The sequence below is a fragment of the Nitrososphaera sp. genome, from assembly GCF_037447015.1.
Lineage (GTDB): Archaea > Thermoproteota > Nitrososphaeria > Nitrososphaerales > Nitrososphaeraceae > Nitrososphaera.
This window is the reverse complement of record NZ_JBBIHK010000006.1, coordinates 44313-57830: the sequence shown is the minus strand read 5'-3', so window position 1 is coordinate 57830 and position 13518 is coordinate 44313. Positions and strand designations below refer to the sequence as shown.

The window sequence follows — 13518 nt, the reverse complement described above, 5'->3', positions numbered from 1 at the left end:
TGGTCTTCGTTATTTATTATCGCCTAAATCGCACACAAGTTATTAAATATTAAATATATATTTGATCCACCCAACTGCACTTTGACGAGCCTATCTGAAGGAATTGCGTATTTTATCCTGCTTGGAGTGGGGCTCGTGATGGCGCTTGCAGTCACACTCATCGTTCGGGTGGAGACCAAATGGCTGGGCACCAAGAAGACCTTCGAGTGGTTCTCCACTGCTGGCAGGAGCGTCAAGGTAGGGCTCGTCTCCTCTTCAGTCCTGTCTGCATGGACGTGGACTGCGACGCTCCTCCAGTCATCGACTGTTGCGTACCAGTTTGGCATAAGCGGACCGTTCTGGTATGCCGCCGGAGCAAGCATACAGGTCGTCCTGTTTGCTATCCTTGCGATCGAGCTGAAGCGCAAGGCGCCGTCGTCGCACACCTTTCCAGAGATAATCTATGCACGCTTTGGTAAGAGCTCGCACAAGGTCTTTCTCTTTTTCGCGCTGATGACAAACACTGTTGTGACTGCGATGCTTGTGCTTGGGGGCGCGGCTGCTGTGAGCGCGCTAACCGGGATAAACATTTCCCTTGCCGCCTTTCTCATCCCGGTCGGCGTGATAATTTACACCCTGTTTGGAGGGCTCAAGGCAACCTTTCTTGCAGAGTACATGAACAGCGTCTTTCTCTTCATAGTCATCCTCATATTCGTGACAGCTGTGTATTTTGTCAATCCCCAAGTAGGTGGGATAGCCGGGATGTTTAACAAGCTGAGCGCCGCGGCAGAGCTGCGCCCGGTACAGGGTAACTCGCTTGGCTCCTACCTCACGCTTGCGTCTACCGGCGCCCTTATTTTTGGCGTGATAAACATCATGGGCAATTTCGGAACTGTTTTTGTAGATCAAGCGTACTGGCAGCGCGCAATCGCGGCGCGGCCCCGCTCGGTCTTTAAGGGATTCCTCATAGGAGGCCTTGCGTGGTTCGCCATCCCGTTTTCGCTTGCAACGACGCTCGGGCTTGCCGCGGTTGCGGTCAATGTGCAGCTAACGCAGGAGCAGATAAGCATGGGTCTGGTTGCCCCAACGGCGGCATCGACAGTGCTTGGGGACCTGGGGGCCATCCTTATACTTGCGATACTGTTCACCGCAGTTACCTCCGCCGGCTCGGCGGAGCTTGTCTCAGTCTCGTCGCTTATCACTTACGACATATACAGAACGTATGTCAAGCCCTCAGCAAGCGGCCGGGAGATGATGCGCATCTCGCGCTACTCTATCCTTGTATTTGGGATAGGCATGGGCGTCCTTGCGCTCCTTCTCCTGCAGATAGGCGTCAGTCTGCAGTATGTGTACCTTGCTATGGGGATACTGATAGGGCCTGCAGTCGTTCCCGTCATGCTCGTGTTGTGGAAAAAGACCAACAAGCTCTCGGCCACAGCCGGCACTCTTGCCGGCTTGGCATGCGGCCTGTTCGTGTGGGCATCAAGTGCCTACGTTCTGTATGGAGAGGTCTCTGTGACAACGACAGGGAAGGATGTACCACTCCTGGCAGGCAACGCCACATCGATACTGGTCGGCGCGGCTGTCGCTCTGTTCGGGAGTGCAGCGAGGCCCGAGAACTTTGACTTCGGTCTCATGAAGCAAAAGATCATGATAGTCGACGGCAAGATAAGGGGTCTCTTTGAAAAAGAGGACGAAGACTATCTAAAAAGATCATCCAAGGCCGGCTACAAGGTCGCAATAGCGCTCACCTTGGTGCTGGTGGTGGCGTGGCCGGTTCCCCTCTACTTTTCCGGCTATGTCTTTTCTGAGCCTATCTATTCCCTGTGGGTCTGGCTGGTGGTGATATGGGCAGGGCTTGCGGCGGCGATAATCATACTGCTGCCGCTGGTCGAGTCCAGAGTCGGCATCTTGAAGGCACTGAGGATGATAGCCAATACAACAAGCAACATGAGAGGCAATGCGCGATCTGCCGCAGTGACTGGGGACGTGCCTGGAGAGCCGCATTACCATCCGCACGACTCTGTAGCGTCGTCGTTAGCAGCGGCCGGTGGCGACGAGCCTGCGTATGGCGTAAAAAGGATACTCGTTGCGCTAGATGGGTCGAGGCAGTCGCTCAGGGCGCTGGACTTTGCAACAAGCGTCTACGCTACAAGCCGCGCCAAGATCTACCTCATGTATGTCATCCCATGGACCGAGGAGAACGAGAACCCTGTAGACGAGGAGCTCACTTCTAGGATGGAGAAGGAGGGGCGGGTGCTTCTCAATAGCGTTGTGACGGTGCGCAGGGCTTGCGGCGACTATATCAGAATAGTCAAGCTAGGCGATCCTGCCTCCCAGATAGTGGATGTCGCAAAAAAGGTGGGGGCAAACATGATAGTCATGGGGATCAGCGGGCTTGGCAATACCAGAGAGGAGATGGGCAGCGTGACCCGCAACGTGCTCAAGCTGGTGTCTTCTATCCCTGTGACGCTTGTGCATTGAAGAAGGGATAGGCGGCAGGGTTTTTACTGGAAGATCTGGCCGCCGGCCGCAATTTCGTACATCAGGCCTGCTCCTATGGCCAGCGTTATGACGCCTGCAACATAGCGAAGTACTAGCCTTGCCTTTACAGAGTTGCCGCTGAGCCTCGCAAACGGGATTCCCAACAGTGTGCTCACTCCAGCCATGCCTGCTATCGATCCTGCGCCAAAGATCCCTATGTACGCAAGGCCGAGCGGGACGGAGTGTATGGCCGGAAGCACGAACAGCATTAGCGCCCCGCTGCCTGCAAGCCCATGCACGATCCCTACTATGAGCGATTTGTGTGCGTGGGCATGTCCGCCGTCGTGCGCGTGATTGTGGTTATGATCGTGGACAAGCTGACCGTGGCTGTGGATGTGCCTGTGGCGGGCATTCAGGCTGATGATGCCCCAGAAGAACCTTCCGACGCTCCATCCTGTTATCGTAGTCACAGCAAGGATGGCGAGCATAACTCCCACGCCAAATTCTAGCCTGGCGCTCAACCACTCTGGGACCGCGGTTGCAAGCAGAAGGACCACAAGGCCGGCGGCAAAGAGCGACGCGGTGTGGCCGACGCCCCATATTGCTCCCAGTATCGGCGCACTCCTGAGGCCGCCTTTCTTTCCGCCTTTTTCTGAGGAGGCCACCATCGCCGAGACCGCTGCAATGTGGTCTGGCTCAAAGGAGTGCCTGAGGCCGGTCACGAGGCCCAGCAGCAGTATGCCTGCAGGCGCGGTTACCGGGATGCTGCTCTCGACAAGCTGGAATGCATCTGACAACGGCTTTGCAAGCGCGTCGAGCATCTCCAGCACCATAAAAGTTCAGCGACAAGGTTGTCGCGCTGTTAACATTAACTTTGCTGGTTTTGGGACGTTTAATATAACAACTGCGGGATGCCGCGGCCTCAGCTATAAATCGAAGCAAAAAATCTAGCCGACGTCGACTTAATTGGTGACCTGTTTTTCTGCGCGAGTGCACACACGATCAAATTTTGATTAATAAATTCTGCTTGTTTACAAATTGTTAAACTCTGCTCTATTCACTAAAAAATTCAATGGCTGTCCCAACATACTCTACAGGAGATCCGCTGCTGGATTTCTTATACACCCTTTTCAACGGGATTGCGGAAGTGCCTCTCTTCAGCTCACCGATCACCGGCGTACTGATCCTAGCAGGTGTGTTCCTGGCATCGCGCAAGGCAGGAGCAATGATGGTACTTGCAGGCCTTATCGGAGCCGGCGTGGCGATATTGGCGGGCGCCCCGTATGGGCTGGTGACGTTTGGTCTGTTTGGATACAACTCTATACTTACCGGAATGGCGTTCTGGTCAGGTCCATTTGTCAAGGCCAACAAGGCCACGTTCTTCATATCCATCTTTGGAGCAGCCATCACGGCGTTTACGTGGATGGCCTTTTCCCACCTGATGGGGGATCTGTTTGTCCTCAATGGTCTGGCTCAGTCGTGGGCCATCCCTGGCTTTACATCGTCATTCATTTTTACCACTTGGGCCCTGATGTATGCTTCAAAGAGGTTTGGCCACGACATATGGCCCGCGCCCCCGCCCCCTCAGAAGGAGGAGCTGATAGCGGGCAGCAACAACCCCAACACGAACGACGGTTTCAAGTGGACTGTCAAAGAGTTCATGATAGCTACACTCAAGGGTGTCTCGCAGGTCACATTTGTGGAGAACTGGAAGACCGGCGTGTTCTGGGTTGTGGGTCTCACACTTGCTTTTGAACTTGCGCCATTCATCGCCGGGGTGCAGGACCGGCCGTGGTGGACAAACGCCTACACCGCGCAGTGGGACGAGTTTTCACCCCTGTATCTTGCCGGCCTGATGGCGCTGCTTGGCTCTGGGATAGGCGTGGCAATGGCGATACTGACCAAGCTGCCGACCGCCGAGATACGGCTTGGGCTGCACGGGTTCAACCAGGTGCTCGTGATGATAGCCCTGACGAGCTTTGTGCCGCTGACGCCCCAATCCTTCATGATGGCAGTCTTTGCCACCATAGGCTGCTCGTTCCTGATGCCTGCCCTACAGAGGTTCTTTGGGCAGTGGGGGCTGCCGGCGCTCACGGGGCCGTTCGTATTCACGGCATGGGTCTTCCTGCTGGCGACGTCGGGTTTCCAGAACATCCCTGCAGGTATCGGATGGTCGAGGCCCTAGGAAAGAGAGGGAAGAAAGGAAGGGAACAGGGCAGTAAAAGAAGCAGAAGGCAGGGAGTTCAAAAAGCAACTCCTTGCCTGCTTTTTCTTTATTCAACTTTTTATTTTCACGCAACCATCTTCAGGGGTGGAGACCGAGCAAAATGAAACCTGCAGATTTTGAAAGATTCCTTGAGCAGTCAGGAAAAAGCCTGCAGCCTGGCAGGTCAGACTCGGACAAGGTCAAAACCTTGATCTCTTGGTGCAGGGAAAACGGCATAGAAGAGGTGATACTGCGGCTCTCGTCCGAGGAAAATGGCGGATGGTCGAGGAACTATGCGCTGGACTTTACCACCGAGCGGGTAATAGTGTCACGCAAAAGCTTTCTCACCAAGTTTGCCGACCTTGGATTTGTCGCCGGTCTTGCACCGTACCCGTACCTTTTGACTACGAAAAACATGGATCCTGCAAGGATAAGAAAGCAGGCGAACCTGAATCCGGAGGAGCTTATCCTGAGCGAGAACTTTGAAAGAGCTATCCTCTATTCAGACATCGATGAGCTATCGCTCCGCAAGGGTTGGGAGACTACCGTGGCCAACATGATGGGCAGGGCTATAGTATCCAACTTTTTGACGATTACCGCCTCTGCTGGCGGAAGCGGCAAGACCTACAGGTTCACCCTGCCGGTGAACAAAAACGGGCCCTATGGATCCATACGTTTCTGGCTGTCGGTGGCCCTTCCGATGCGGGTCATAGAAAAATAATGATGGTGTGTGAGCGAGCGAGCGCGTACACTGCGTAACATTAAGTCGACGTCGGCTAAATCAGATTTGCAAGGGCTTAGACCGCCTGCCCCGGGCGTACCCTATTGAACTATTTCGTTTTCTAAATCTAAAATAGTTCACTTCGCGATATTCTACTTCGAGGTCATGCAACAATGATGCTTGCACCAAGAGAGATGGAAAAAATGTGGATCTGGACGGCTGCCCAGATCGCTGAAGGGCGTAAAAAGCGCGGGATAAAACTGAACTACCCAGAGGCGGTGGCTTATATAGCCAATTACGTCGTCGAGGGCGCAAGAGAGGGAAAAACAGTTGCACAGCTGATGCAGTCTGCCAGAAATATCCTGAAGAGGGGCGACGTGATGGCCGGCGTACCGGAGATGATTCACACCGTCCAGGTAGAGGTAACCTTCCCCGACGGGACAAAGCTGGTCACCGTGCATGATCCAGTTCAGTAGTGAATGTGTGTATGAATGAATGGATGGATGGTAGTGAGAAAAGAAAAATGGTAACCAAGCAAAAACCGCAAAAAGAAAAACCCTTGGTAAAAAAAAACAGGAGGAGAGGAGCACAATGATGCCCGGCGAGTATATTTTAGCGCCCGAACCCGTGCTCTGCAACGCCAACAGAAAGACCGTCAAGATAATGGTCAGGAATAAGGGAGACAGGCCATGCCAGATAGGGTCGCACACGCATTTCTTTGAGGTGAACCGCGCCTTGGACTTTCCAAGAGAAAAGGCGTTTGGCTACAGGCTCAACATCCCGGCAGGGACATCCATCAGGTTCGAGCCGGGCGACACAAAAGAAGTCGAACTGTGCGAGATAGGCGGCTCTAGGGTCTGCTATGGGTTCAACGGCCTGACGATGGGGAGCTTGAACTCAAGCGTGGTGATGCGCCAGGCAGTCGAAAAAGCCCGCAAACTGGGCTTTAACGGGGCATAGGAGAGAGGAGCGAGAAAAAGATATGGTGTTGAAACTAACACGCAAGCAATACACTGATCTCTTTGGTCCTACCACTGGCGACAAGGTGAGGCTTGGGGACACGGACCTGATAATACAGATAGAGAAAGACCTGATTACTCCTGGCGACGAGTGTGTGTTTGGCGGAGGCAAGACACTGAGGGACGGCCTTGCGCAGACGCCCGGCGTCACAAACAAGAACGGCGCGCTCGACTTTGTAATCACGAACGCGGTGATACTCGATCCTGTGCTCGGGATTGTCAAGGCAGACATTGGCATCAAGGACGGCAAGATAGCCGGCATCGGCAAGGCAGGCAACCCGCTCACGATGGACAAGGTGGATCCCAAGATGATAGTATCTGCCTGTACGGAGGCCACTGCAGGCGAGCACACAATATGCACGCCCGGTCACTTTGACACGCACATACACATGATTTCGCCGCAGCAGTACCTTGACGGCATCAGCAACGGCATATGCAATATGATTGGAGGCGGGACTGGCCCTGCAGACGGTACCAACGCCACCACATGCACTCCTGGCATATACAATATGAGCCGCATGCTAGAGGCAGTCGAGGATACTCCCATGAACTGGGGATTTCTGGGCAAGGGCAATGACTCACATCCGACACTTGCAACTCAGCTTGAGCAGATTGAGGCCGGAGCATGCGGGCTGAAGGACCATGAGGACTGGGGTACCACGGCAGCAGTGCTCGACGCGTCGCTCAAAGCGGCGGACCTGACAGACGTGCAGGTTGCAATCCACACAGACTCGATCAACGAGTGCGCATACGTCGAGGACACGATAAACGCGATCGACGGCAGGGTTGTCCACACTTACCACACAGAGGGGGCAGGCGGCGGGCACGCGCCGGACATCATGAAGATAGCAGGCGAGAACTTTGCGCTCCCGTCTTCGACCAACCCGACTAGGCCGTACACAAAGAACACTGTGGACGAGCATCTGGACATGCTGATGTTCTGTCACCATCTCAATCCCGCGGTGGCAGAGGACGTGGCGTTTGCCGAGTCTAGGATCAGGGCAGAGACCATCGCGGCGGAGGACGTGCTGCACGACGAAGGCGTACTGAGCATGTACTCGTCAGACAGCCAGGCCATGGGCAGGATTGGCGAGGTCGTCATCCGCGCGTGGCAGACTGCGGACAAGATGAAGAAGATGAAGGGCAGGCTCCAGCAGGAGACAGGCGATAACGACAACTTTCGCGCACGCAGGTACATCGCCAAGACCACGATAAACCCTGCGATAACCCACGGCGTCTCTGACTACCTTGGCTCACTGGAGGTCGGCAAATATGCAGACATTGTAATGTATCCGATGGCCTTCTTCCCTGCCAAGCCCAAGATGGTGCTCAAGGGCGGCTTTATCGCATGGTCGATAATGGGCGACCCCAATGCGTCGCTCCCGACGCCCGAGCCTGTCTACTACAGGCCCATGTTTGGAGCCTTTGGCAAGGCTATGCACAAGACCAGCTATACCTTTGTCTCAAAGAGGGCGATGGAGCTGGGCGTTCCGCAAAAGCTGGGCCTTGAAAAGACCTGTCTGCCTGTCAAGAACTGCCGCAACATCAGCAAGAAGAACATGATGTGGAACGACGAAACACCTGAGATAACCATCGACCCAGAGACGTACGAAGTTAAGCTGGACGGCAAGATTGCCACCGTGGGACCTGCGGAGGAGCTCTCGCTGGCACAGCGCTACTTTATGGCATAGCCGCACCACCAATAACAACGACAGCAGGAAAAAGAAAAGAGGGGCATCCGCCAGAACGCACATCTCTTTCTCTAAGGTGATGCGTGCGGAGGGGGAGGGAAAAGGGCGGGGGTGTGATGTCTCTCTCTCTCTCTCTCTCAACCACCCGCCCATACCTCTCGTATACGCCGTTTTCTTTATTTTTCAATTCCTTGTCCTGGAAACACAATTTTTTGGCATATCTGAAATATCTTTATCTCGATCGACCGACATTCGCCACTATATGTCTGCACAAAATTATGGAGTCTGGCGTCCAATAGCAGAGCACGTAGAGTATAACGCTCTAGAGTCCAATTCAAACGCAGTCATGGCCGTGGCCGATTGCGTCAGGACAACCCTTGGCCCAAAGGGCCTCGACAAGCTACTGATAGACCAAGCCATGAACAGGCACGTCTCAAACGACGGCGTCACCATCCTGCTTTCGCTCAAGGCCATCCATCCCGTCGCAAGGATGATAGTCGAGATAGCAGAAAGGCAGGAGCAGCTCGTCGGGGACGGAACGACCACCGCGGTTGTCATGTCTGCCGAGATGATCAAGGAAGGCAAGCGGCTAGTGAAGGAGCTTGGCGTCCACCCCACTAAAGTCGTGGAGGGCATCGAAAGCGGCGTGAGACACGCCTGCCAGCTGCTTGAGGCAGAGGCCAAGTCGATTTCGATAACTTCGCCTGAACTGGAGCATGTCGTGAATACATCACTGTCGTCCAAGCTGGACGGCGCCAGGCTTGCCAAGATGGTCATAAAGGCGCTCCGGACCGTGGGCGAGAACGCCAAGTACAATGGCGGCGAGTACGACTTTGGCAAGGCGATAATGGTTCTGCGCAAGACCAGCATGGAAGACCAGGTGGTGGACGGCGTTGTGCTTGAGCGCAAGAGGCTCGACCCGGAGCTGCCGCAGGAGGTAAGGGGCGTAAAGATACTGATAACGAGGATGGACCTCAAGCCGGTCAAAGAGTCGTGGGTCAAGGAAAACAAGAACTACCAAGAGATCTTGGTGATGGAAAACGATAGGATGGCCAAGTCTCGCGAGGCGGTGGACGCTATGCTCAAGACGGGGGCAAACGCCGTCCTGATAGCCTCGCCGGAGGTGGACCAGGCAGTCGAGGACATGCTGGTGGCAAAGGGCGTCTTTGCCGCAAGGGTATCAACAGAAGAGCTCGACTATCTCATACGCTATACCGGCGCCCGGCCTGCTAGGGTGAGCGAGGACCTGAAAAAGCCCGACCTACTTGGGAGGGCCGAGCGCATCTATGAAGATGAGGACAATGGCATCATATACATAGAGGGTGGCAGGGGGCGCAACATGGTGACGATGGTAGTTTCGGGGACCACCAAGGAGACCTCGCTTGAGAGGTGGCGTGCAGCTATCGACGGTATCAACGCAGCAGAGGCTGCCCTGAACAAGGGCGTCGTGCCCGGGGGAGGTGCTGCAGAGCTTCACATCATCGACAAGGTCAAGGACATGAGGCTCAAGGGGCTGGAGCAGGTCGGCCTCGAAGTGGTGACATCCGCTCTTGAGAGCATCATGCGCCAGATACTAGCCAATGCAGGTTTTAATGGTCTCGAGAAGGTGATGATGGCCAAGACCTCGCCCCCGGGGTACGGCATAGACATCAATACCGGCGAGCCTGTGGATATGTGGAAGATAGGCGTGGTTGATCCTCTGATGGTCAAGACTACAGCGCTCAAGGCTGCCGGCGAGATAGCCAAGTCTGTACTCCGCATTGACAGGAACCTCGCGGCGGAAGACCTGAGCGCGCAGGCGATGACTGAGACCAAGAGGTAATGATGGTGCAATGGTGCTCATCAGACACTGCGTCGAGGAGTCAAACGTTGACACGGGAACCATGGTGGTAAAAGACCCGCTTAGGATAAGACACGTCACAGTGCGCGCCGGCAGAATTGAAAGCATGTCCGGCCTCATCGACCCTGCTTCCCACCTGAATCTGGACTTTCCCGACCACAGGGTTACGACATGCGTGATAGCAGAAAAATTTGAGACAGGCGCGCAGGTGGCGATAGATGACAATGGGATGATCTTTGCCACCATTGACAGGTCCGCGTACCAGCACTATGGGCCTGTTGACTATACGCAGAGACTCATGGAAATGATAAGGGCAGTAAGGGCGAATATGGCCGAAGCGAACACGGGAGAACAGGAGAAGAAAAAGGAGGAGAAGGAGCTGCCGGTGTGATGGGAAATAACAATACTGCCAGCAACATGATAACCGTGAACTCTGTTCTTGGCAACATCCGGCGCGACAAGCCTATGCAGGAGCGGTACCGCCAGATGTCGGCGCGCTCGATGACCGAAATAGTTCGCATACACCGGATGGAGTCCCAGAGGGTGAGGATGCGCAAGTCCACCGACAAGGGGACAGATATCGCCATCACGCTGCCGCCTGGAAGCCGTCTGCGACATGGAGACGTGGTGCTCCTGGCAGATAACAGGATGGTCGTAGTCGAGCTAGAGCCCGAGAGAGTTGCAGTGGTGAAGATAAAGCGCGACACCCTGCACGGCCGCCACAGTAACCACTCTCGTTCGCACGATCACGAACATGGCCATCATCACCACCACGACGACGAAGATAATATGCTGCTGCAAATCCCTGTGAGGATAGGCCACACCATAGGCAACCTTCATCGTCCAATCAAGCTTGAAGGGGACAGGATCTACTTTCCAATCCAGGCAGAATCAGAGCTTGACATGTTCCGCAAGCTCTTTGGGCACATGAACGAGCATCTGGAGATCAGTGGTGACAAGATTGTCTTCGAGCCGGAGGAGGGGATGGATGTACATGAGCACTAGCAGCACAACCGCCGCCACCAGCAACAACAACAGCGGCAGCAACAGCGACTTGGCAGACCTGAGCATAATGCAGCTGGCCGACTCTTTCTTTCCAACGGGCATGTACACGACATCAAATGGGCTAGAAGCACTGTTCTACAGCGGGCGCAAGCTCAAGCCTGCCGAGTTTACAGATCTTGTCCGCATCTTTATAGAGCGCCAGATGGGGCCGGCAGACACCGCGGCTCTTGGCAACGCCTACCGGTTTGCGGCCAGCTCTGACCTTGAGAGTCTCATCAAGGTCGACAGGACACTCCATGCTATGAAGCTTGTGCAGGAGATCCGCAACGCCTCTGCCAGATCGGGGACACAGATGCTCCGATGCGTCAACTCTTTTGTTACCAGCAGCAAGATGATGAACGACTATGCCGCCGCGATAAAGCAGGGGCGTGCATACGGGCCCTACCCTGTGGCCCTGGCAGTCTCTTGCAACGCTATGTCGGTTCCAAAGAAGAAGGCCGGACTTGCCATGCTCTACTCGTTCTCTGTCGGAATGGTGGGGGCGGCACTACGCCTCGGAATGTTCCAGCACTTTGACGGCCAGAAAATAATCGACGAACTCAAGCCGGTGATGGTAAAAGCGGTGAACGACAACATCGACAAGACGATAGAGGAGATGTGGCAGTTTGTTCCCCAAATAGACCTCGTGCAGATGTCGCATGAAAAAATGGCCTCTAAAATGTTTATTACTTGAGCCAAGGGGATCAAAAGATGGAGAGAGAAGAGGAGGAAAGAGAGATACATGAGCGCAGCAGCAACAAAAAGGATTCCTCGTGTGGGGATAGGCGGGCCGGTTGGCTCTGGCAAGACAATGCTGATAGAGATGGTAGTGCCAATCCTAGCTTCCAAGGGATACAAGGTGGGCATCGTTTCAAACGATGTTGTCTCCCGTGAGGACGCCGACAGGATGAGGCGAAACCTTGCCGTCAGGCAACACCTGATGCCTGAGGAACTGGTCGTAGGACTTGCAACAGGCGGCTGCCCGCACACTGCAGTCAGGGAGGATCCGTCGATGAACATCTCTGTTGTAGAAGAGATGGAGGCCAAGCACGGTTACCTGGACCTGATAATGATAGAGAGCGGAGGCGACAACATCACGACTACCTTCAGCCCTGCCCTTGCTGACTATTTCATATACATCATAGATGTGTCGGGAGGCGACAAGTACCCGCGCAAGCGCGGCCTTGGAATAGAGACATGCGACCTGCTTGTCATAAACAAGATAGACCTTGCGCCGCTGGTTGGCGCCGACCTCTCCATTATGGAGAGGGACTCCAAAATCGTCCGGGGCAGCAAGCCGTTTGTGTTTGTTAACTGCAAAACCGGCGAAGGGGTCCAGAAGGTGGCCGACCATATAATCAGAGATGTCTTGTTCGAGTCTCCTCCAAAGGCCGTGGCCCCGCAATGACTGCCGCCATCACTGCCGTAGGAGAGCTGGAGCACTATACTCCGCACCCCATACCTGCAGAGGTGCAAGCGTACGGCGCCAAGCTCGATCAGCTCGAGGTCGGCAAACCCGGCAAACTGGGCGGGCTCGTGCTTCGGCTGGAGAGGGACAGTTACAGCGACAAGACAACGGTAAAGGAGCAGTATTCCAAGGTGCCGCTCTACACGCAGCGTGCCCTCTACCTCGAAGAGGCACTCCCCCCGATGGCGTACCTCTACATCATATCGCCGTCGGGCGGCGTACTGCAGGGCGACAGGTATAGGATGGACATTACGCTTCGGAACAAGGCCTATGCCCACATCACCACGCAAGGGGCAACGCGTATCTACAGAATGGAAAAGAACTTTGCGACCCAGATGGTGAACATCGACGTTGACGATGGCTGCTACTTTGAATACATTCCTGACCAGATAATACCTTACGTAGACTCGCGCTTCTACCAGGTCACTAACCTGCGCGTCCACGACAATGCGACTATGCTCTATTCAGAGATAATGGCGTCTGGCAGGGTGGCCCGGGGCGAGTCATTTGCGTACGACATTTGCTACATGAAAGCCCATGCCACAAACCAGGATGGTGCCCTGCGGTTCATGGATGTAGCTGTGATGGAGCCGAAAAAGAGGGACATGAGGGTGTTTGGTGTGATGGAAAATTACGACACCGTCGGGAACCTGTACATACTTGCTCCCAAAAAGTACGTGCAGGAGCTGAACAGCAAAGTAAACACGATGCTGTCTGAGCTTCCAAAGGAGAACCTCTATGCCGGTGCAAGCATACTTCCAAACGAGTCAGGCCTGGTGGTCAGGATGCTCGGCGACACATTCAGCACACTCCGGAGTGCCGTCTTTGAGGGGGTGCGGATAGCAAGGAAGACAATCCTCGACGCCCCGTTCAGTGGCATAAGGAAGGGTTGATGAGCGCCTTCTGCTTTTTGCTCATCTGCGGCCGGTGATCCAGAACTCGGTCACCTTTATTCTGTGACCCTTCCCGTCCCGGTGCTCCTCCACTTCCCATTTGTTGTCAAAAACGCAGTCGCAATCCTCGCACCATGCTGTGATGCCTCTGATGCTCTTGTCAAATGCGTTCA

The 13518-nt window shown here is 54.7% G+C and carries 13 protein-coding genes; 12 read left to right on the top strand and 1 reads right to left on the bottom strand.

The genetic code is table 11. The annotated features are described in order from the left end of the window. Positions 1 to 81: 81 nt before the first annotated feature. Positions 82 to 2463: a sodium/solute symporter gene (locus tag WKI84_RS03905; RefSeq protein ID WP_337862218.1), complete on the top strand. Its 2382-nt coding sequence runs from the start codon at positions 82 to 84 to the stop codon at positions 2461 to 2463. Between the two features lie 23 nt (positions 2464 to 2486). On the opposite strand, the gene WKI84_RS03900 is transcribed toward WKI84_RS03905, so the two are convergent. After that, positions 2487 to 3296, bottom strand: a complete 810-nt coding sequence (locus WKI84_RS03900) for a hypothetical protein (RefSeq protein WP_337862217.1) — start codon at positions 3294 to 3296, stop codon at positions 2487 to 2489. Positions 3297 to 3535: 239 nt separating this feature from the next. On the opposite strand from WKI84_RS03900, the gene WKI84_RS03895 reads away from it, so the two are divergent. The 11 genes from WKI84_RS03895 to WKI84_RS03845 all read left to right on the top strand — a co-directional run bounded on the left by WKI84_RS03895 (position 3536) and on the right by WKI84_RS03845 (position 13345). Further along, positions 3536 to 4648, top strand: coding sequence for an urea transporter (locus WKI84_RS03895; RefSeq protein ID WP_337862216.1), 1113 nt, complete (start codon positions 3536 to 3538; stop codon positions 4646 to 4648). 142 nt (positions 4649 to 4790) lie between these two features. Then, entirely contained in the window at positions 4791 to 5390 is a 600-nt protein-coding gene (locus WKI84_RS03890) for a hypothetical protein (protein ID WP_337862215.1), read from the top strand. 173 nt (positions 5391 to 5563) lie between these two features. Then, positions 5564 to 5866, top strand: a complete 303-nt coding sequence (locus WKI84_RS03885) for an urease subunit gamma (protein ID WP_337862214.1) — start codon at positions 5564 to 5566, stop codon at positions 5864 to 5866. 115 nt (positions 5867 to 5981) lie between these two features. Then, on the top strand, positions 5982 to 6350 hold the full coding sequence (locus tag WKI84_RS03880) for an urease subunit beta (protein WP_337862213.1): 369 nt from the start codon (positions 5982 to 5984) through the stop codon (positions 6348 to 6350). Positions 6351 to 6372: 22 nt separating this feature from the next. Continuing rightward, entirely contained in the window at positions 6373 to 8100 is a 1728-nt protein-coding gene (gene ureC / locus WKI84_RS03875; protein ID WP_337862212.1) for an urease subunit alpha, read from the top strand. A gap of 346 nt (positions 8101 to 8446) precedes the next feature. Continuing rightward, positions 8447 to 9922, top strand: a complete 1476-nt coding sequence (locus tag WKI84_RS03870; RefSeq protein ID WP_337862211.1) for a TCP-1/cpn60 chaperonin family protein — start codon at positions 8447 to 8449, stop codon at positions 9920 to 9922. A gap of 10 nt (positions 9923 to 9932) precedes the next feature. Beyond that, positions 9933 to 10331 carry a hypothetical protein gene (locus WKI84_RS03865; protein WP_337862210.1) on the top strand — a complete coding sequence of 133 codons (399 nt, stop codon included), beginning with the start codon at positions 9933 to 9935 and terminating at the stop codon, positions 10329 to 10331. Beyond that, the gene (locus WKI84_RS03860; protein WP_337862209.1) at positions 10331 to 10945 is read left to right on the top strand and encodes a hypothetical protein; all 615 of its coding nucleotides are present in this window, start codon (positions 10331 to 10333) and stop codon (positions 10943 to 10945) included. The genes WKI84_RS03865 and WKI84_RS03860 overlap by 1 nt, the downstream gene beginning before the upstream one ends. Then, a complete protein-coding gene (locus WKI84_RS03855) occupies positions 10935 to 11678 on the top strand; it encodes an urease accessory UreF family protein (protein ID WP_337862208.1) in 744 nt (247 codons plus the stop codon). The genes WKI84_RS03860 and WKI84_RS03855 overlap by 11 nt, the downstream gene beginning before the upstream one ends. Before the next feature lie 48 nt (positions 11679 to 11726). Beyond that, entirely contained in the window at positions 11727 to 12392 is a 666-nt protein-coding gene (gene ureG, locus WKI84_RS03850; RefSeq protein WP_337862207.1) for an urease accessory protein UreG, read from the top strand. Next, entirely contained in the window at positions 12389 to 13345 is a 957-nt protein-coding gene (locus tag WKI84_RS03845) for an urease accessory protein UreD (protein WP_337862206.1), read from the top strand. Before ureG ends, WKI84_RS03845 begins: the two co-directional genes overlap by 4 nt. Positions 13346 to 13518 lie beyond the last annotated feature (173 nt).